Origin of the sequence: Granulibacter bethesdensis, from assembly GCF_001889545.1 — a bacterium.
Taxonomy (GTDB): Bacteria; Pseudomonadota; Alphaproteobacteria; order Acetobacterales; family Acetobacteraceae; genus Granulibacter; species Granulibacter bethesdensis_B.
Map to the genome: position 1 here is coordinate 2,650,216 of NZ_CP018194.1, position 18,621 is coordinate 2,668,836.

Annotated in this window: 17 protein-coding genes, 1 tRNA gene and 3 riboswitches; of the genes, 10 read left to right on the plus strand and 8 right to left on the minus strand. The window is 61.9% G+C overall.

Annotated elements, in window-relative coordinates; all coding sequences use genetic code 11:
• Positions 1-311 precede the first annotated feature (311 nt).
• Both GbCGDNIH8_RS12200 and GbCGDNIH8_RS12205 read right to left on the minus strand, forming a co-directional pair.
• On the minus strand, positions 312-3,728 hold the full coding sequence (locus GbCGDNIH8_RS12200) for an acyl-[ACP]--phospholipid O-acyltransferase (RefSeq protein WP_072573391.1): 3,417 nt from the start codon (positions 3,726-3,728) through the stop codon (positions 312-314).
• Between the two features lie 37 nt (positions 3,729-3,765).
• Positions 3,766-4,218, minus strand: a complete 453-nt coding sequence (locus tag GbCGDNIH8_RS12205; RefSeq protein ID WP_216634460.1) for an acyl-CoA thioesterase — start codon at positions 4,216-4,218, stop codon at positions 3,766-3,768.
• 216 nt (positions 4,219-4,434) lie between these two features.
• Here GbCGDNIH8_RS12205 and GbCGDNIH8_RS12210 point away from each other — a divergent pair, with 216 nt between their 5' ends.
• The gene (locus GbCGDNIH8_RS12210) at positions 4,435-5,073 is read left to right on the plus strand and encodes a malonic semialdehyde reductase (RefSeq protein WP_072573879.1); all 639 of its coding nucleotides are present in this window, start codon (positions 4,435-4,437) and stop codon (positions 5,071-5,073) included.
• Positions 5,074-5,093: 20 nt separating this feature from the next.
• Here GbCGDNIH8_RS12210 and GbCGDNIH8_RS12215 read toward each other — a convergent pair whose 3' ends face one another.
• Both GbCGDNIH8_RS12215 and GbCGDNIH8_RS12220 read right to left on the minus strand, forming a co-directional pair.
• On the minus strand, positions 5,094-6,668 hold the full coding sequence (locus GbCGDNIH8_RS12215; protein WP_216635438.1) for a sensor histidine kinase: 1,575 nt from the start codon (positions 6,666-6,668) through the stop codon (positions 5,094-5,096).
• 110 nt (positions 6,669-6,778) lie between these two features.
• On the minus strand, positions 6,779-7,999 hold the full coding sequence (locus GbCGDNIH8_RS12220; RefSeq protein ID WP_157692650.1) for a penicillin-binding protein activator: 1,221 nt from the start codon (positions 7,997-7,999) through the stop codon (positions 6,779-6,781).
• Between GbCGDNIH8_RS12220 and rsmI the strand changes: the two genes are divergently transcribed.
• Positions 7,984-8,991: a 16S rRNA (cytidine(1402)-2'-O)-methyltransferase gene (gene rsmI / locus GbCGDNIH8_RS12225; RefSeq protein ID WP_301335565.1), complete on the plus strand. Its 1,008-nt coding sequence runs from the start codon at positions 7,984-7,986 to the stop codon at positions 8,989-8,991. The genes GbCGDNIH8_RS12220 and rsmI overlap by 16 nt on opposite strands.
• A 23-nt stretch (positions 8,992-9,014) precedes the next feature.
• On the opposite strand, the gene GbCGDNIH8_RS12230 is transcribed toward rsmI, so the two are convergent.
• Positions 9,015-9,091, minus strand: a tRNA-Arg gene (locus GbCGDNIH8_RS12230).
• A 110-nt stretch (positions 9,092-9,201) separates the two neighbouring features.
• On the opposite strand from GbCGDNIH8_RS12230, the gene GbCGDNIH8_RS12235 reads away from it, so the two are divergent.
• Positions 9,202-10,221, plus strand: coding sequence for a dipeptidase (locus GbCGDNIH8_RS12235; protein ID WP_072573395.1), 1,020 nt, complete (start codon positions 9,202-9,204; stop codon positions 10,219-10,221).
• Positions 10,222-10,620: 399 nt separating this feature from the next.
• On the opposite strand, the gene upp is transcribed toward GbCGDNIH8_RS12235, so the two are convergent.
• A complete protein-coding gene (upp, locus tag GbCGDNIH8_RS12240) occupies positions 10,621-11,271 on the minus strand; it encodes a uracil phosphoribosyltransferase (protein WP_072573880.1) in 651 nt (216 codons plus the stop codon).
• Positions 11,272-11,350: 79 nt separating this feature from the next.
• Here upp and mobA point away from each other — a divergent pair, with 79 nt between their 5' ends.
• Both mobA and GbCGDNIH8_RS12250 read left to right on the plus strand, forming a co-directional pair.
• Positions 11,351-12,031: a molybdenum cofactor guanylyltransferase MobA gene (gene mobA / locus GbCGDNIH8_RS12245; protein WP_072573396.1), complete on the plus strand. Its 681-nt coding sequence runs from the start codon at positions 11,351-11,353 to the stop codon at positions 12,029-12,031.
• Positions 12,028-13,044 (plus strand): alpha/beta hydrolase, encoded by a 1,017-nt coding sequence (locus tag GbCGDNIH8_RS12250; protein ID WP_072573397.1) that lies wholly within the window; start codon positions 12,028-12,030, stop codon positions 13,042-13,044. The genes mobA and GbCGDNIH8_RS12250 overlap by 4 nt, the downstream gene beginning before the upstream one ends.
• Here GbCGDNIH8_RS12250 and GbCGDNIH8_RS12255 read toward each other — a convergent pair.
• Positions 12,990-13,469, minus strand: coding sequence for a hypothetical protein (locus GbCGDNIH8_RS12255; RefSeq protein WP_157692651.1), 480 nt, complete (start codon positions 13,467-13,469; stop codon positions 12,990-12,992). The genes GbCGDNIH8_RS12250 and GbCGDNIH8_RS12255 overlap by 55 nt on opposite strands.
• 175 nt (positions 13,470-13,644) lie before the next feature.
• Here GbCGDNIH8_RS12255 and GbCGDNIH8_RS12260 point away from each other — a divergent pair, with 175 nt between their 5' ends.
• The 3 genes from GbCGDNIH8_RS12260 (at position 13,645) to GbCGDNIH8_RS12265 (ending at position 16,782) form a co-directional block, all read left to right on the plus strand.
• Positions 13,645-14,061 carry a hypothetical protein gene (locus GbCGDNIH8_RS12260; protein ID WP_072573399.1) on the plus strand — a complete coding sequence of 139 codons (417 nt, stop codon included), beginning with the start codon at positions 13,645-13,647 and terminating at the stop codon, positions 14,059-14,061.
• Complete coding sequence (locus tag GbCGDNIH8_RS13010; RefSeq protein WP_157692652.1) at positions 14,058-14,204, plus strand: hypothetical protein; 147 nt, start codon at positions 14,058-14,060, stop codon at positions 14,202-14,204. The genes GbCGDNIH8_RS12260 and GbCGDNIH8_RS13010 overlap by 4 nt, the downstream gene beginning before the upstream one ends.
• 97 nt (positions 14,205-14,301) lie before the next feature.
• Positions 14,302-14,400: riboswitch (glycine riboswitch) on the plus strand.
• Between the two features lie 4 nt (positions 14,401-14,404).
• A riboswitch (glycine riboswitch) is annotated at positions 14,405-14,496 on the plus strand.
• 69 nt (positions 14,497-14,565) lie between these two features.
• Positions 14,566-16,782: a malate synthase G gene (locus GbCGDNIH8_RS12265; RefSeq protein ID WP_072573400.1), complete on the plus strand. Its 2,217-nt coding sequence runs from the start codon at positions 14,566-14,568 to the stop codon at positions 16,780-16,782.
• 12 nt (positions 16,783-16,794) lie between these two features.
• Here the strand turns inward: GbCGDNIH8_RS12265 and GbCGDNIH8_RS12270 are convergent, their stop codons facing one another.
• Positions 16,795-17,394, minus strand: a complete 600-nt coding sequence (locus GbCGDNIH8_RS12270) for a histidine phosphatase family protein (RefSeq protein ID WP_095206499.1) — start codon at positions 17,392-17,394, stop codon at positions 16,795-16,797.
• Between the two features lie 69 nt (positions 17,395-17,463).
• Positions 17,464-17,554, plus strand: a riboswitch (adenosylcobalamin (AdoCbl) riboswitch).
• Between the two features lie 62 nt (positions 17,555-17,616).
• Here GbCGDNIH8_RS12270 and GbCGDNIH8_RS12275 point away from each other — a divergent pair.
• Together GbCGDNIH8_RS12275 and GbCGDNIH8_RS12280 are read left to right on the plus strand one after the other, a co-directional pair.
• Entirely contained in the window at positions 17,617-17,838 is a 222-nt protein-coding gene (locus GbCGDNIH8_RS12275; protein ID WP_072573402.1) for a CbtB domain-containing protein, read from the plus strand.
• Between the two features lie 21 nt (positions 17,839-17,859).
• Entirely contained in the window at positions 17,860-18,621 is a 762-nt protein-coding gene (locus GbCGDNIH8_RS12280) for a CbtA family protein (RefSeq protein ID WP_072573403.1), read from the plus strand.

Consider the following 18,621-nt stretch of genomic DNA (forward strand, 5'->3'; position numbering starts at 1 on the left):
CGTGAGGATTCCAACGTTTACCGATCGTAAAGTTTCCAGGCTGAGATACCCCTTTTCTGCATGCACAAAAATGTATGAGAGCAATCAGGGAGGAGGATCAGCCGGTCTTCCCGGCGGAAGAGCCGGTGCCCCCGTCAAGTTCCTGACTCCAGGGGCATATGGATCAATCCCGTAAGGACCGCTGGCATTGCCCGGCTTATAGCCGGCTCCTTCATATCCTTCATTCTGCGCACATCCGGCCAACATCAGACCGAAGGCCAGCAGCAGAAAAGAACGACGGACGACACCATCACGGCATAAACGCATCCCTATCATAGCAGAGTTTCCGCCTGACGCCGCACGGCGGGATGGTCGATTTTGCCGCTGCCCATCAGGGGCAGCGCATCCACCGTCATGATCACCGCCGGGACCATCATTTCAGAGGCACCGGCGGCCCTGGCATGGGCCAGAAACGCCTGTTTGGACGCATCAGCCTGCGTGGTCAGCATCACAATCCTCTCCCCCTTGCGGCCATCCGGCAAAGACGTCGCGGCCGACATTGCATCCGGCCAGAGATCGGAGGCAAGAGCCTCCACCGCCGCCAGTGAGATCATTTCTCCGCCCAGCTTCGCAAAACGTTTGGCGCGCCCCTGAATGGTGACGAAACCGTCCGCGCCGATGGTGACGATATCACCCGTATCGTGCCAGCCATCCGGTGGGGGCTCAATGACGCCCGGTGCATCGGTGCGCAGATAACCCAGCATCACATTCGGTCCCCGCACCCACAGACGCCCCCCCGTTTCAACCCCTGGCACCGGCTCCAGACGCGGCACGATCCCCGGCAGCAGACGCCCGACCGTGCCGTAACGATTATGCATCGGCGTGTTCAGGGCCAGCACCGGTGAGGTCTCCGTCACGCCATACCCCTCCAGCACACGCACGCCGAATTTTTCCTCATAGACATGGCGGGTCACCGCTTTCACTGGCTCCGCCCCTGCCACGACATAACGCAGGGCGCGCATATCATAGGGATGCGCCATACGCGCATAGCCCATCAGAAACGTGTCCGTGCCCAGCAGGATGGTCGCATTGGTGGCGTAAATCAGCTCCGGCACGATGCGGTAGTGCAGGGGCGAGGGATACAGATAGCTCGGCACCCCGAAAGACAACGGCAGGACCAGTCCCGCCATCAACCCGAAAGAGTGAAATACGGGCAGCACATTGAACACCTTGTCCTGCCGACCGAAATCAATCACCGCAGCCGTCTGTGCGGAATTCGCCAGAATATTCCGGTGGCTGATCACAACGCCCTTCGGTGTCCCCTCCGAACCGGAGGTAAACAGAATGGCCGCCGGCGCATCAGGGTTCCGACCCGGCACCAACGCCCGGGATTTGGTCAGAAGCCCGCGGATCTTTTCCCCTTTGCTCAGACCGGCCCGCACATCTTCCAGATAGACGATGCGCTGACTGGCAGAAAGGGCCTCGATCACCGGCTCCAGCGCCGCCTTGCTGATGAAAGCGCGAGAAGTAATCACTGTTTTCACCTGCGCAGCCTGACAAGCCGCCAGCAGATTGGCCGCGCCCGCCGTGAAATTCAGCATCGCCGGAATCCGGCGGGCCGATTGCAGCGCGAAAAACGTCACCGCGGTGGCATTGGCGTTTGGCAACAGAACACCCAGCGCCTCATCCGGTCCGGCATACACACTCAGCGCACGGCCCAGCACCGCCGCACCTGTCATCAGGCGGCTGTAGGTCAGCGGACCGGTGACCGGATCCTCAATCGCCACGCGCCGCCAGCCATGCAGGCGGGCCGCCTGTCGCACCGCATCGAACAGCGTGTGATCGACCGGGGTCGTGCGCCAGATGAGATCGGTCATCACATCATTCAGCGCACGGCCCGCAACCTCCCTGCGACGACGACCGATCAGACCGGCGGGGACTTCCAGACGTTGCGGCGCCAGCGCCGTGACCCGTACCTTGGGGAAGAGGCGACGCGGTGCCTGTTTCCGGTTGAGGCGACTGAACGGTGTGTATTCCAGACCGCTGAGACGGACCGGAATAACGTCCGCCTCGCTCCGTTCCGCGATCATCGCCGCGCCGTCATAGACCTTCATCAGGCTGCCGGTGACGGTGATACGGCCCTCCGGGAAGATAATCAGCGGATCGCCCGCTTTTACGGCGTTGATCAGCGTGCGGGTGGCAAACGGCTTCGCTGGCTCGATCGGCAGCGCGCGCACGAAACGCAGGAAAGGCCGCACCCAAAATTTTTCAGACACGGAGCGATCAATCGCGAAAACCGGCTCCTGTTCCAGCAAGGCCAGAGACAGCACGGCGTCCAGCCAGCTGACATGGTTCAGCGCGATCACAGTACGCGGACCGGTGCGGGACAGATATTCGGCCCCCTGCAACTCGACCCGGTAGACGATGCGAAACAACAGCCAGATGGCATCCCGCAGCGCATTGGTGGGCAGAAATGCCAGAGCCAGACCAGCCACCCCCAGACTGGCCATGCCGAGCAGTCCGAACAGCATACCACTGCCCAAACCCATCAGTTGCAGCACCGCCACCAGCAGACCGCCAGCGACCATACCACCCGCCGAGATGATATTCGCGGCCGCCACCACCCGGGCGCGCTCGGATTCAGCAGCCCATGCCTGCAAGGCGGAAAAAGACGGCACGGCAATCAGACCAGCCGACACCGCCAGCAGGACCAGATCAACCATCACATGCGGCACGCCGGGCTGGTGCAGGAACATTCCGAGCGGCAGATCATACCCGGTACCCGCCGGGACATGCGCAATCACCCGCCACAGATCGAGACCGGCCAGCCCTTGCAAAACCGCCCCCAGCACCGAAGGCAGCAGCGCGATCCGTCCCCCACCCAATGCCGCCGCCAGAAAGGAGCCGAGCGCCACACCAATGGAGAACACCGTCAGCGCCAGCGTCACCGCCAGTTCATTGCCATGCAGCACGGATTTCACCAGCGGCCCCAGCAACGACAGGGCCACAGCCCCCGATACCCAGAACCATGCAGCAATCAATGCAGTCCGCCACAGCCGCTTTTCTTCCCACAACTGACACAGCAGGGAACCGGTGGAGGCCAGAATATTAGCGCGGACCCGAAGGCCCGGTACAGCAACACCGGTCGCCGGAATACGCCGCGCAAACAGGAAGGAAAGCACGGCAAACAGCGTCACCACCACGGCGAACACCGCAGGGGGCGCCCCCCTTGCCGCCAGTCCGCCCGCAACAGTTCCCAGCAGGATAGAAACGAAAGTCGCCGCCTCGATCAGCGCATTCGCAGCCCCCAGACGGGTCTGGGGCAAATGATCCGGCAGGATGGCGTATTTCACCGGCCCGAACAGGGCAGACAAAGTGCCGAAACAGAACAGCGCCAGAAACAGCAATGGCAAAGAGTGCAGCAGAAATCCTGTCACGGCCAGAATTGCCGCCGGAATTTCTGCCGCCTTCAGCCATGTGGCGACGCGGGCCTTGTCATGCCCATCCGCCAGCTCTCCCGCCAGACCGGACAGCAGAAAAAAGGGCGCGATAAACACCGCGCCCGCCAAAGTGACCAGAGCTTCCCCACCATGCCAGGCACCCTGATGACCACCGACACCCCAGAGAATCAGGAAAACCAGCGCATTCTTCAGAAAATTATCATTGAACGCCGCAAAGAACTGACACCAGAACAGCGGTGCAAACGCCCGCTCGGCCAGCAACGGACGCCGCTCGGGCGGGCGCTCCATGGTCATCTCCTATAACAGGGGCTAAGGCACGGAAGCTTTATTCGAGTTCGAGAGTGCTCGTAGGCAACGGACGGGCCCGCCGATTTTCATCAATGGCGACAAACACGAACACGGCCCGCGTCACCTTGCGGTAATCTTCCGCAACGCGCGGGCGTCGCCACGCCTCCACCGCAATCCGCATCGAACTGCGACCGGTGGAGAGCAGCTTCGCATACAGGCTGACCTCATCTCCCACCACCACCGGAGCCAGAAAGGCGATCGAGTCGACAGCGACCGTGACGCAGCGGCCCCGCGCATAGCGTGTGGCCACATTTCCGGCTGCCATATCCATCAGCGACATCAGCCAGCCGCCGAAAATATCACCTGCCGGATTCGTATCCGCCGGCATGGCGATGGTACGGATCATGGGCGGCTCGGTGGGCGGGCCTTCACCTTCGGACAGTTCAGGATCCTCAGCATGAGAGGAAGAGGTTAAGTCTGGATCGGACATTCGAACCTTCGCTTTTTCCGGCATCACCTGATGAGGGATCAGGAACAGGGAAGCCCCGTTCTCCTGACCGGTTTATTCGCTCCTATCCTGTTGCATCGCTTCATGCCGGTCCATAGTCAGGGCAGCACGAAATCCTTTAAAGGTCACCTGCCTGACAGGCAGCGTGACGGCAAGGCCGGGCAATTCCACATCCGGTCCAGTGATGAGAACGGCAGCATGACCGATACAGCGACCTCTTCCCAGCCAGACAGCTCTATCCCGGCAGCCCTCCCTGCACTGGATGACAGGCTGGCAGCTGCCATTTTCCGGGAGGGGCGAACCTTTGACCGCTGGAAACCCCAGCCGGTCAGTGATGAAACCCTGCGCGCCGTCTATGATCTGGCCCGGCTCGGCCCGACATCCGGCAATTCCTGTCCGGCCCGGTTCGTTTTCATCCGCCATCCGGAAGCGAAGCAGAAGCTGCGCTCCGCCCTGTCCGGCGGGAATGTCGAAAAGACCATGCAGGCGCCCGTCACGGTCATCGTCGCGCATGATCCGTTATTTTACGATAAACTGCCGCATTTGTGGCCTTATGAGGATGCCCGCGACTGGTTCGTGCATAATGCGGCGCTGGCCGAAGAAACCGCGATCCGGAATGCCACCCTGCAAGGGGCTTATCTGCTGCTGGCTGCCCGTACAATCGGGCTGGATGCCGGCCCCATGTCTGGCTTCGACCGGGCGAAGGTCGATTCCGCTTTTCTGATGCCGCAGGGTTGGCGCAGCGAATTTCTGATCAATCTCGGCTATGGCGATCCTGAAGACCTCCCTCCCCGCGCACCGCGTCTGACATTCGAGGAAGCCTGCGAGATCCTGTAATCCTCGTTTTTTTGAAGGGCCTACAGGGACACCGCACTGTCCTGATGGGGCGGAGGGGTCTGAAAAGCGGATGAGGCCAGCCCGATACCTGAATCCCCCACGCCTGAATCCCCGGCACCTGTGTCATTGTCTCTGGGCAGCATCCCGGTCGGTGATTTCTCCCACACGGGAAGCCAAAAGGCGAAAATGCTGCCTTTCCCCTGCTCGCTCTCGATGAACAACTGGCCACGATGACGGTTGACGATGTGCTTGACGATCGCCAGGCCCAGCCCGGTGCCGCTGGCCGCACGGGACCGTGCCTTGTCCACCCGGTAGAATCGCTCCGTCAGGCGCGGCAGGTGCATGCGTGAAATACCGGGACCATCATCCCTGACCTTCACCAGCACACCACGCCGTTTCAGGCCGTAAGCATTCAGGGAAACATCCTGCTCAGGCTGGGCAGTCGAAATGCCCGTCTCCAGGCCGGTCTCGATGGCGGTCATCGTGACCTCTCCGCCGTCACGCCCGTATTTGATCGCGTTGTCCAAAAGATTCTGCAAAACCTGCGTCAACTGATCCGCATCCCCGGCCACTTTCGGCAGAGGCGGCAGGTTCAGTTGCAACCGCATGTTCCGTTCCTGAAGGCGTGGCTCGAACGCCTCGATCTGACGTTCGATCAGCTCATTCAGCATGACCGGGCGGTCCGGGCGCTGGTGCTCCATCAATTCGATCCGCGACAGGCTGAGCAGATCATCGATCAGCCGGTTCATCCGCTCGGCCTGCTCTGCCATGATGCCCAGGAAACGGGCCTGGGCTGGAAGATCTTCGGCGGCGGGGCCACGCAAGGTCTCGATAAAACCGATCAGGCTGGCAAGCGGTGTACGCAACTCATGGCTGGCATTGGCGACGAAATCGGCTCGCATCCGCTCCACCGCCGCCTCCCTTGAGCGGTCCGACAGAACCAGCAGGGCATTACCCGTTTTCTGAAGATCAGGCTCCAGATGCAGGATTGTCGCCTCGACCTCCCGCTGCATCGGCGCAGCCAGCACGATCCGGGCATTCTGGCGGATGCGGGTTTCGTACGCTTTCGTCACCGCCGCCTGAATGCCAGGATGACGCAGCACAGCCGGAAGATCGCGGCCAAAAGTCGTGCGGGCCGCCTCGTTACGGCGCGCAGGCATGCGACGCTCGTCCAGAATGATCAGCGGATCGGGCAGTTTTTCAACAATCGTTTCGTTCAGCAGGGCGCGATCATCGGCTGCCGCAACCTGAAGCGCAAAAGCGCCGGTCACGCGGCGGGTTTCCGCTTTCAACCAGTGCGGCGCCCCCCATGTCACCCGCCCATCATGCGGCGCATCCGCCTTCATGCCGTCACCCGCACGAAGAGCAGTATACAATTCTCTCAATTCGATGACCCGCAATGAAGCTGCCAACAGCGCCAATGCCACGATGATCGACGCGGTGATCGCACATTCCCGCCATGCCAGAAGCTGAAACGCGGCCAGTGCGCCCAGCAGCAGCAGGAAGGGCAGACTCAGCCGCACGGCCGTCTGCCAGAACAACGTCATGCCCGGCGGTTTGATCGCCGGAGGGGGGGGAGGAAAAGTCAGGGGCACGGAGGCAGGCTCAATGAAAACAGGGCGTCAGCCTAACTCAGTTACGCTCCGGGCGGCAGTCACACCGTGTGACACTTCAAACACAATGAAACCAGCGCCCGGCTCTGTCATCAGCTTCCGGCAGAGTTCAGCTTCTGCGGAGCAGGTTCAATCATTTTGGGACTGCCCGACTCTATCTCATACAACGCCAGCCCGCGGCTGACCTTTCCATCCGGATGCAGCACCAGCACCCCATCCACGCCCGCAAACCCGGCCGGTCGGGTCAGGCTGTCCACCGACACGCTGCCTTCACTGGCAATGACCCGCGCGATGGAGGCGGCATCATAGGCCAAATCCTGCAAAGCCAGCGGTGCCGAGCCATATTTTGCCTGATAACGCTGCACATAATCAGTGCGCGTGGCCTGATCAGGGGCCGCATACCATGCTCCGTTCAGCGTATTGCCAGCCCCCGCACGGGCACGTTCCGATGACCACAAGGCAGGCCCCATGATACGCACCGTCGGGGTGTTGATATCATAATAGGGCAACAGACTGCCGATCTCGGCCAGACGGGTTCCGACATCTGCAAGCAACAGCGCATCGAAAGGCGGCGGCGGAACGGAGCTGCGCGACAACTCTGCTGCCAGTTTGCGATCACCGCTCTTTTTGGCCGCACGGATTTTTTGCTCCAGTGGCCCGCGACGGCTGGCATAACCGGACAGGTCACGCACGGTGGCGTTCATGGCCTCCATCCCGCCGGAGTAATGCCGCACCGTGGCATCCGGCGCAAACTGCACCAGCGCCCGGCCCATGGCAGAGCCCAGCTCGGTATTCGGCAGCAGAGCTGCAATACGGGTCCTGCCCTGTGCGCGTGCGGCCTGCACCAGCCGCTCTACCTGCTGATCCGGGGTCAGCCCCATCACCCATACACCGGGCTGGGCCTGGGACGGGCTGGAGGTAAAGGCGAGGACGGGTATCCCGGCCTGCCGGGCGGGCGCTGCCGCCGCGCCGGTTTCAGCCGCGCTGAACGGGCCGAGAATCATGTAGGCACCGCCCGCTACCGCTGCCTGGGCTGCCTGTGCCGCACCGTTGGGCGTGCCATGCGTATCAATCGGCTCCAGACGCGGGGAACCGGGGACATCAAGCGCCAGCTGCGCCGCCTTGAGCATCGCCTGCCCGCGCGGAGCCTCGGGACCGGAGAGCGGCAACAGAATCGCCAGATGGTCCAGTTTACCGTTACCCTGCCCTGCGCTACCGCTGAGACGGAATGGGCCGCTACCCCCTGAAAGGGTGTTCGAGCACCCCGCCAGTGCCAGACTGGCCACGAGGAGAGACAATGTCCGACGCCGCATGCGATCCCCTTTCCACCGGTACATCTCTGCCCGATGCCCACATCCGGCAGGCAAACGCAGAGAACCCGGCCATTGTTGCACAACCCGCCCGAACGACGGAACAGGACGATCCGGACGAACAGGCCCGTGCTCTTCCCGCTGGTCTTGCGCCTTCCGGTCTTGTGCTCGTCTCCACGCCGATCGGCAACCTTCAGGACATGTCGACACGTGGCATTGAGACACTCAGACACGCCGATATGATCCTGTGCGAGGATACCCGCACCACCACCCGCCTCTGCACTGCTTTCGGCATCAACCGCCGTCTGGAAGCCCTGCATGAGCATAATGAGGAAGCCCGGATTCCCGCCCTGCTGGGCATGATGCGGGCCGGGAAGCGGCTGGCGCTCGTCTCCGATGCCGGCACACCGCTGGTCTCCGATCCCGGATTCCGGCTGGTGCGTGCCGCCCTTGCCGAAGGGCTTCCGGTAACCGGCATTCCGGGCGCCAATGCGGCCCTGCTGGCCCTGACCCTGTCCGGCCTGCCGCCGCATCCCTTCCTGTTCCTGGGCTTCCCCGCCCCGAAGGAGGCCGCGCGACGCACCGGCTTTACCAGCTTACGGGCGGCAGAGGCAGCCGGGCTGAGCACCACCATGATCTGGCACGAGGCTCCTCACAGGCTGGCAGCCTGCCTGCATGACATGCTGGCCGTTTTCGGGGATCGCCCCGCCGCCGTCGCGCGGGAACTGACCAAGCGGTTCGAGGAAGTCCGACGCGGCTCTCTCTCCGACCTGACCCGGCATTATCAGGCCCATGAAGCACGCGGCGAGATCACCGTGCTGCTCGGCCCCGCCCCGGCAGAACAGGCCACGGCGCAGGATCTGGATACCGCCCTGTTGCAGGCGCTGGAAACCCACAGCGTCAAGGATGCGGCCGCCCTGGTGGCAACCGCCATCGCCATGCCGCGCAAACAGGTTTATGCGCGCGCCTTGCAGCTTCAGCAGCAGTCGAAATGATCCGGTGAGGACAGGGAGGGGAGTGGTGTCCCCGGCGGGATTCGAACCCACGGCCCCAGGATTAGGAATCCTGTGCTCTATCCTGCTGAGCTACGGAGACACTGCTTCTCATCATACCCGATCCTGAAATTCTTGCTACCCCGTGCCGCCCCGGCCCGCACTCGGACAGCGCCGTCTTGACTTCGTCGAGCGAGCGCCGATGCTCCTGATATGGACCCGCAAACGCTGCATCATTCCCTGCTGACTTTCGACAGCCATATCGACATCCCATGGCCGGACGGGCCGGGAGCGTTCGAGGACAGCCCGAGGCGGCATGTCGATATTCCCAAAATGGAGCGCGGCTCGCTCTCCGCCGGATGTCTGGTGGCCTATGTGCCGCAGGGGCCGCGCACCGATGAAGGCCGCAGCGCTGCCCGCGACCGCGCCATGGCCATGCTGGAAACGATCCGGCGAATCGGCGAAGAGGCTGCCTCCCACGGTAAATCCGTGCGCGTGGTCGATACCGCCGACGCCATCGAAGCGGCCCATCGCGACAAGGCCATCGCCATTCTTCCGGCGGTCGAGAACGGCTATGCCATGGGCACCGATCTGACCGTGCTGGACCGGTTCCGTGCTTTGGGGGCGCGGTATCTGACCCTGACCCATAACGGCCATAACGACATTGCCGACTCAGCCCGCCCCATTCCGGCACTGGGTGATGACGGGCCGGAGCATCATGGCCTGTCCGCACTGGGGCGGGACGTCATCCAGCGCCTCAACCGGCTTGGGATGCTGGTCGATGTCAGCCATGCCTCGAAAGAGACCATGATTCAGGCGGCCGATCTTTCCACCACGCCGGTCGTGGCCACACATTCCTGTGTCCGGGCGCTGTGCGATCATCCGCGCAATCTCGATGACGAACAGCTCGATGTGCTGAAAAGCACGGGGGGGCTGATCCAGATCACCGCCATGGACGGATTCCTGCGCAAGGGGGGCACGCTGGAAACGGTCAGCGTCGCGGATTTTGTCGATCACATTGATTATGTGGTGCGCCGCATCGGCATCGCGCATGTCGGCATTTCCTCCGACTTTGATGGCGGCGGAGAAATCACCGGCTGGCGAAATGCAGCGGACAGCCCGAACCTGACCGCCGAACTGGTGAAGCGCGGCTATGATGAAGCCGCCATCCAGGCATTCTGGGGTGGCAATTTCCTGCGTCTGTTACGAATCGCGGAGCAGCGTGCGGGCTGAACGGATTGTAACGCTGCTCCTGAATTCATGGTGAATCAGATCGGGGCGGCTGGCCCTCCCGTGCCAACCGCCCCGACAGCAAGGGGAAACCATGCCACACCTCGCTTTCCCCTCGCCTCCAGACGACACGCCAACCCCTTTATGGCAGGCCGTCCGGGCGTTCCCTTCCGCCGAGCAGGGGGCTTTGCGGAACAGAACATCTCCCTATCAATCTGTTCCTTCCTTCCGAACGGGACGAAAACCGGTCTGATGACCGATGTACCGGCGGGGGCCAGCACCGTTCGGATGGATGGAACATCGCCCACAGTCTTATCAGTCGCCCTCCGGAAACAGCGATTGATAATGATTCGCATTTAAAGATGAGAATGAGTCTCGTCAAGCCTCTTTTTTCAGGCGCCCTTATTTCGTGCCGAACAGGCGATCCCCCGCATCACCAAGGCCGGGCCGGATATAGCCATTCGCATCCAGCTCCCGATCCAGCCCGACGGTAACGATCTCGATATCCGGATGGTTGGAGGCCAGATGACGCACCCCTTCCGGCACTGCCAGCAGGCACAGGAAAACGATCTGTACCGCTCCGGCCTGTTTCAACCGCGTGATCGCCGTTACCGCCGACCCTCCGGTGGCAAGCATCGGATCAACCACCACCACCAGCCGCTCGGCAATATCGGCGGGGAGTTTCAGATAATACTCCACCGGCATCAGCGTCGCCTCATCACGATACAGACCGACATGGCCGACCCGGGCAGCGGGGATCAGCTCAAGCAATCCATCCAGAAGCCCGTTGCCAGCCCGGAGAATCGAGACCAGACACAATTTCTTGCCAGTCAGAACCGGGGACCGCATCTTCTCCAGCGGCGTTTCAATCTCGATATCCTCGACAGGCAGGGCGCGCGTGACCTCATACCCCATCAACAGGCTCATCTCCCGCACCAGACGGCGGAATTCCCCGGTGGACGTGTCATGACGCCGCAGCAAGGTCAGCTTGTGCTGCAACAGCGGGTGACGCAGCACTGTCAGAGTTGGGAAGGTCTCATCTGTCCGGTCCATGTACCCTGCCCCGCTGCTTTCACCGCATCGTGGCATGTCTGTATGGCCGGGCGCCAGACAGGAAGCGAACAGAATCACGATGGCAGATGATGGTCCTGCCATACCCGGCATCGTTCTGGCCGGTGGTCTGGCCCGCAGAATGGGCGGTGGCGACAAGGGTCTGTGCCTGCTTCATGGCCGTCCGCTGCTGGCCCATATCTGCGCCCGCATCCGACCTCAGGTGACCATGCTGGCCCTGAATGCCAATGGCGATCCCTCCCGTCTGACGCAGGTTCTGAGCCGTGAGCCGGATTATTCGGCATGGGCGCCGGCCGCAATCCTGCACGACCAGATCCCGGACTTTCCCGGTCCCTTGGCGGGTGTGCTGGCAGGATTGGCATGGGCCGAGTCGCATGGTTTCACCCATATGCTGAGTGTACCAGGCGATACGCCCTACCTGCCGCCCGATCTGGTCCACCGCCTTTGGATTGCCCGGCAGAGCCTGACCGAAACCTCACAGGAAGCAGCCGGAACCGCTATCGCCCTTGCCCGTTCCGGGGACCGCACCCATCCTGTCATCGGCATCTGGCCAGTCATGCTGAAAGATGCCCTGTCGCAGGCGCTGCACAATGGCATGCGGCGCATCGGCCAGTTCACTGCCGCTTTTCCGGTGGCTCATGCCCAATGGGCCATGACCGACGCAGGTGATCCATTCATCAATATCAATACTCCAGCCGATCTGGACCATGCCCGGCTTGCAGGAGCAGCCTTCCCGTCATGACCGACCTCTCTTACGATCCGCAGACCTTGCTGGACCCGGAAGCGGCCGGATTTCTGGCCCGTATGCAGCAACCGGACCGGCCACACCTGCACACAATGCCACCGGAACAGGCACGGGCGATCTATGATCGCGGTCAGTTGCATCTGAACCCGGACCCGCCGCCAATTGCCGAGCGCCACGACCTGGCCTGCCCGGTGGAAGGGGGCGAGATCATCTTGCGGCTTTACCGCAATGCACCGCCCTCTCCGGAAGGCGATCCCGTATTCGTTTTCTTCCATGGCGGAGGCTGGGTGCTCGGCACGCTGGACACGCATGACGTGCCCTGTCGCCAGATTGCCATTGCCGCCGGAATCACCGTTATTTCAGTCGGGTATCGCCTGGCGCCGGAGCATAAATTCCCGACCGCGGTCAATGATGCCATCGCCGCCTGCCAGTGGATCGCACACAATGCCGCGATGCTGGGCATCGACCCGGCGCACATCGCGGTCGGCGGTGACAGTGCCGGTGGCAATCTTGCGGCTGTGCTCTGTCTGACGGCACGGGACCAGCCCATCCTGCCCCATCCGATCCGCCAGCAGATCCTGCTCTATCCCAGCACGGATATGAGAGGACGGCAGGCCAGTCACACCCTGTTCGGACAGGGATTTGGCCTGACCTCCGACACAATGCGATATTTCCTGACGCATTACCTCAGCTCACCGCACGATATACGGGACTGGCGCGCCTCTCCATTGCTGGCACCACGCCATGATGCCCTGCCGGAAGCCCTGATCATCACCAGCGGTTGCGACCCGCTGCGTGATGAGGGGGAAGACTATGCCATCAAACTGCGCGAAGCCGGGGTGGCAGTCTCGATGCAGCGTCTGGAAGGGCAGATCCATGGCTTCCTGACCATTGGCCGCTATTTATCCGCAGCCGGGGACACCATCGCCACGATCGCGGATTGTCTGCGTCGGCTTCAGGGGAAAAAGCCTACTCCGTTCACGACATCCTCCCCGGTCAGCCAGGGATAGTAGTCGTTGAACCCGGAATAGGTCGGCATGCCCCCTCCCATCATCATGGGGGAGACCATGGCGGGAGACGGGGTGGGCTGAGCAGAAGCGGCAGGCTGCTGACTGGCCGCCTTGGCCTTCATCATGGCGGCGACATATCCGGCGGCCATGAGCACATTGCCGTGCTCCTGCATGCAGGTGAGATAATCCGGATAGGAATAAGTCCGCTTTGGTTCAGAAGCCGGCAGCCGGGCCAGCAAAGCCGGATCACCCGCCTTGTCGCGGCAGCTTTTGCCATCACTGCGATACTCTGCCAGCGATTTATACGGTCCCGGCAGAGCCACCAGCGGATTGCGGGGCGGTCTGGAATGTGTCGAGCATCCGCTCACCGCCATCATGACGGCCAGCCCGGCCAGAGAACCAATCCGCCTTCCATCCCGTTTCATCCGCGCATCCTTCATCCCGTCCTGCCTCCTTGAACCGCTTTTTCGCGCGACAGGAAAGGCGCGACTAGCGTAGACCCACCCCTGTCCGATTGCCACCTGCGGTCGCGGCGGAGCAAGCAGCCCCTGCCAACAGGGACCGCCCCCCGATGATCCCGCCCTGAAACGGAGACATGTTTTGTCCGATATCGGTAGCCCGTTCGACCACAAGGAAACGCCGCGCCTCATGGAAGATGCCGGCCGCGCCATGCCCGGGCTGATGGCCCATGCCCTGCGCGTCATCATCTGGGGCACATTGCACTTCTTCCTGTCGCTGATCGAGCAGATCGCAGCCCTGTTCGCACCATTGCTGCTGGTTGTCGGCGGTATCTGGCTGGCGGTCAGGCACGCCGCAGGAATGGTCAACGTGCAGGAAGAGCATGTGCAGGAAGCCATCAGTCAGGCCACATCCGTTCTCGGCCATGATGTCATCATCGCCGGTCATACACTGTCACCGTTGGGACTGATTATTGACGGGCTGATTCTGGTTGCAATCGCTGCCGCCTGTCACACATTGGGGCTGGTACTGGTCAACGAAATGTATGCAGACAAATGAAGCAGCTTTCCCGCCTTTTCATTCTTGCCCTGCTGACACTGACTCTGTTCGGACTGACCGCCTGCCATACCGGGCGCTTCCAAAGCCAGGACGGTCGGATTCGGGGTGGCTATGTCAGCGGCGGTATTGGACCGGGATTCTGACTTCGTTTTATCGATAAAAATTATAAATCATATAATAAGATTTTTTTAAATTTCCATTGACGGTGCCGTGCAGCCTTCACACAGTAAGGCTGTCTGATGACGGCGTGCGGGAGAGTGCTTTCCCTCCTCACGGAGAATGGCCGCCGAAGGAGCAACCCCCCGGGAACCTCTCAGGCCCATGAACCGCACGCTCAGGACACTCTGGAGAGAGGCCCGGCAGGGTCCGCCGAAGGGGAAATCCGGCTTTTTGCGGAAACGCCAGCCGGATGACGCTCTCAGGCACCAAGACAGACGGGGGCGACGGGCACGCAGAGACACGTGACCGGTCGCGTTCCCAATCTTGTCGAGGAACCGGATCACGATGAACGCGATCACCCTTTCCACCCGATCCATTCTGCCCTCCGGCCTTCAGATTGCGCCGGTTCTGCACCGCTTTGTGGAAGATGAAGCGATGCCCGGAACGGGCATCACGGCCGAGGCATTCTGGGCCGCACTCGCCGCCGCCCTGCGCACATTGACCCCCGCAAACGCCGCCCTGCTTGAGCGACGGAATGCGTTGCAGGCCGAGATCAACCAGTGGCACCACACCCATGCCCTGCCACAATCCGGCGTCAGCGCTGCACTGGCGGCACAATCCGACGCCTACCGCGCGTTTCTGCATGAAATCGGCTATCTGCTGCCGCCACCGGCCGCGTTTCAGGTCGATACCGCACAGGTGGATGATGAGATCGCCCATATCGCCGGGCCGCAGCTTGTCGTTCCGGTGAACAATGCACGGTATGCTCTGAATGCCGCCAATGCGCGTTGGGGCAGCCTGTATGATGCGCTGTACGGCACAGATGCCGTCGGACGTCAGCAAAGCGCGACGCGCGGCTATGATGAAGCACGCGGAGCCGAGGTGATAAGACATGGCCGCGCCGTGCTGGACATCGCAGCCCCTCTGGCCGAAGGCAGCCATGCCGATGCCATGCTCTATGCGGTGCATAATGGCAAGTTACGGATCGCGCTGGCCAACGGACATGTGACCGGGCTGTGCGATGAGTCCGGATTCTGCGGATATACCGGCGCGCCTGATGCACCGCGCAGTATTCTGCTGGTCCGGCACGGACTGCATCTGGAAATCCTGTTCGATCGCGACCATCGCGTCGGTCGCAATGATAAAGCCGGTATTGCCGATCTGCTTCTAGAATCTGCCCTGTCCACCATCATGGATGCGGAAGACTCTGTCGCGGCAGTGGATGCGGAGGACAAGGTCGAGGTCTATCGCAACTGGCTGGGTCTGATGCGCGGCGACCTGACCGTCCGGTTCGAGAAAAACGGTGCCTCCGTCGCGCGTAGCCTGCATCCGGACCGGGTTTACACCGCTCCGGACGGTGGCAGCAGCCTGACATTGCCCGGCCGGTCCCTGCTGCTGATCCGCAATGTCGGCCATCACATGATGACCGATGCCGTCACGCTGGACGGGGCAGAGGTGCCGGAGACCATTCTGGATGCATTCATCACCAGCCTGATCGCACTGCATGATCTGCGCGGGCAGCCCGGCAGGCACATCACCAACAGCCGGAGCGGCAGCCTGTATATCGTCAAGCCGAAAATGCACGGACCGGATGAGGTGGCCTGGGCAGGGCGGTTGTTCAGCGCGGTGGAAGATGCACTGAATCTGCCCCGCAACACCATCAAGATGGGCATCATGGATGAGGAACGCCGGACCAGCCTCAATCTGGCGCGTTGTATCGAAGCAGTCCGCAGCCGGGTGTTTTTCATCAACACCGGTTTCCTGGACCGCACCGGAGACGAAATCCATACCAGCATGGAAGCCGGTCCCATGCTGCGCAAGAACGACATGAAGCAGACTGCGTGGTTCACGGCTTATGAAAACGGCAATGTGGATACCGGGCTGGCCTGTGGTCTGCCCGGCCATGCCCAGATCGGCAAAGGCATGTGGGCCGCCCCCGACAACATGGCGGCGATGCTGGCCGAGAAAATCGACCACCAGCGCGCCGGAGCCAATACTGCCTGGGTTCCCTCCCCCACCGCCGCCACGCTGCACGCGCTGCATTATCACCAGATCGACGTGGCCCAACGGCAGGCCGCCATTGCCAGAGAAGGGGCCCGCACCTCCCTGCACGCCCTGCTGACCCTGCCATTGCTGGATGAGGCGGGAAAACTCACGGCTCAGGAAATCAGGGACGAGCTGGACAACAATGTTCAGGGTATTCTGGGCTATGTCGTCCGCTGGGTGGATCAGGGGATCGGCTGCTCCAAAGTGCCGAATATTTACAATGTCGGCCTGATGGAGGACCGCGCCACGCTGCGTATTTCCGCCCAGCACATCGCCAACTGGCTGCGCCATGGCGTGGTGAGCCGGGAACAGGTCGAGGAAACACTGCGCCGCATGGCCGTGGTGGTGGATGGACAGAATGCGGGCGACCCCGCCTATCGACCCATCGCACCCGCCTTCGATGGTCCAGCCTTTCTAGCCGCGCGGGATCTGATCTTCGCTGGCACTGAGCAGCCGAATGGCTATACCGAATTCGTGCTGCATCGTCGCCGTCGGGAGGCCAAAGCCGGGGCCTGAACAGCGTTCCGATCATCCCGGTTCATGATGAGCCGGGATGATCCCCCGTAACTGCCAGCGTCTATCCCCCGCATTCATCTCAACACGCGAGAGCGGCGCAATGTCGATCCTCCAGAATGCATCGGCCGGCGCAGCCAGCGCGTGGATGACAGCAGCCCGCATCACGGCAGCATGCGTCACCGCCATGACATACCCATCTGAATGATCGGCCACGCCATCCAGCCACGCAGATACACGGCTGAGCAGAGCGGAGATCGACTCCCCGCCATGCGGCGCTGCATCAGGGTCTTTGATCCATGTCTGGACCGCCGACGGCATGGACTGCGCACAATCAGCCATGGTTCTGCCGCGCCATGCGCCGTAATCCAGATCCGCCAGCGCCGCTGTTATCTCCGTCCGCCCGGCCCGTTCAGGCAGGTGCAAAGCCTCCGCCGTCTGCTGCACCCTTGATGCGGGGGAAAGGAACAGGTGAGCCATTTTGGCAGGCAGAGAGGAATTCCATGTGGCCAGACGCTGTCTTTCCCGCTCCCTGATCGGCTCATCGTGTGGAAACCGCGCCTGACGGGTAGCTTCGGTGGCTGCATGACACAGCAGGATCAGACGAAGCGTCACAGCCTTCTCCCCTTCGCAAAACACGCTTTGCATTGACAGGAAAGGCCGGGATTTTCTACGGTCCGTCCACTGCAAACATATGGAAGCCGGTGTAAATCCGGTGCGGTCGCGCCACTGTAATCAGCCTGAGAGGGCTGAAAGTCAGACCCTGTTTTTGCAGACTCTATCCATTTCACCTCCCGTTTCACCGGGGCGCGTCTCCCCGTCAGGAGTTTCTATCCAATGTCTGCCATTTATTCAGCCATTCCCCGTCCAACCGACACCCCGCTGCCTCGTCCTGTTCCGCTGCGAGATCTTCTGCCCTGGACGCTGTTTGGGGTGGTCATGCTGCTGGCGCTGTATTTCGTCGGGGTTGAGGAAGGGGCAACCTCCCTGATTTCCGGCATGTATGTACATGAATTCGTGCATGACGGTCGGCATCTGCTCGGCTTTCCCTGCCACTGACGCCGCTATTCTGACCGTATCATGATCCGGACATTGTTGATCCGGGGCATGCTTGCCGGGTTTCTGGCAGGTATTGCCGCGTTCGGGTTCGCGCGCCTGTATGGGGAACCGCAGGTAGACCGCGCCATCGCCTTTGAAGCTGCCGCTGAACACGCAGCCCATCACACTCATCAGGCATCTGACGGCACCGCAGAGGAAGCAGACGCCGAACCTGAACTGGTATCCCGCACCACTCAGGCCGGGCTGGGGCTGCTGACCGGGGTGACCGTGTACGGGACCGCTTTTGGCGGTCTGTTCAGCCTCGTTTTTGCCGCCATGCTGGGCCGCCTGCCACTTGGTCCACGTGGCCTGTCCGCCTTGCTGGCAGGAAGCGGATTTGTCGCCATCTGCCTCATACCTGGGCTGGTCTATCCACCCAATCCCCCCGCCATCGGACAGGCTGATACCATCACCCAGCGCACCGCCCTGCATTTCGAGATGCTGCTGATCTCCCTGTCAGCCATGACACTGGCCTTTGTGATCCGGCAGCGTTTCGCAGCGCGCTGGGGCGGATGGAACAGCACGCTGGCCGGGATCGTTTTCGCTCTGCTGGCCCTGCTTCTGATCGGGCATGCCATGCCGGTCATCAACGAAATACCGGTGACATTTCCTGCTGATCTGCTCTGGCATTTCCGGGTTGCTTCCTTTGGCACCCAGGCCGTGCTGTGGGGAGTGATCGGTATCAGCTTCGGCTGGTTTGCAGAGCGGCAGATACAACACTCATCCCGCCCCACAAACCACTAA

Bases quoted from the DNA above. Each gene is read 5' to 3' on its own strand.
- GbCGDNIH8_RS12220 (WP_157692650.1), bottom strand. From the start codon at position 7,999: ATGCGGCGTCGGACATTGTCTCTCCTCGTGGCCAGTCTGGCACTGGCG.
- GbCGDNIH8_RS13010 (WP_157692652.1), top strand. From the start codon at position 14,058: ATGAAGCAGCTTTCCCGCCTTTTCATTCTTGCCCTGCTGACACTGACT.
- GbCGDNIH8_RS12265 (WP_072573400.1), top strand. From the start codon at position 14,566: ATGAACGCGATCACCCTTTCCACCCGATCCATTCTGCCCTCCGGCCTT.
- upp (WP_072573880.1), bottom strand. From the start codon at position 11,271: ATGGACCGGACAGATGAGACCTTCCCAACTCTGACAGTGCTGCGTCAC.
- GbCGDNIH8_RS12210 (WP_072573879.1), top strand. From the start codon at position 4,435: ATGACCGATACAGCGACCTCTTCCCAGCCAGACAGCTCTATCCCGGCA.
- GbCGDNIH8_RS12200 (WP_072573391.1), bottom strand. From the start codon at position 3,728: ATGGAGCGCCCGCCCGAGCGGCGTCCGTTGCTGGCCGAGCGGGCGTTT.
- GbCGDNIH8_RS12255 (WP_157692651.1), bottom strand. From the start codon at position 13,469: ATGAAACGGGATGGAAGGCGGATTGGTTCTCTGGCCGGGCTGGCCGTC.
- rsmI (WP_301335565.1), top strand. From the start codon at position 7,984: ATGTCCGACGCCGCATGCGATCCCCTTTCCACCGGTACATCTCTGCCC.
- GbCGDNIH8_RS12205 (WP_216634460.1), bottom strand. From the start codon at position 4,218: ATGTCCGATCCAGACTTAACCTCTTCCTCTCATGCTGAGGATCCTGAA.
- GbCGDNIH8_RS12250 (WP_072573397.1), top strand. From the start codon at position 12,028: ATGACCGACCTCTCTTACGATCCGCAGACCTTGCTGGACCCGGAAGCG.
- GbCGDNIH8_RS12235 (WP_072573395.1), top strand. From the start codon at position 9,202: ATGGACCCGCAAACGCTGCATCATTCCCTGCTGACTTTCGACAGCCAT.
- GbCGDNIH8_RS12280 (WP_072573403.1), top strand. From the start codon at position 17,860: ATGATCCGGACATTGTTGATCCGGGGCATGCTTGCCGGGTTTCTGGCA.
- mobA (WP_072573396.1), top strand. From the start codon at position 11,351: ATGGCAGATGATGGTCCTGCCATACCCGGCATCGTTCTGGCCGGTGGT.
- GbCGDNIH8_RS12275 (WP_072573402.1), top strand. From the start codon at position 17,617: ATGTCTGCCATTTATTCAGCCATTCCCCGTCCAACCGACACCCCGCTG.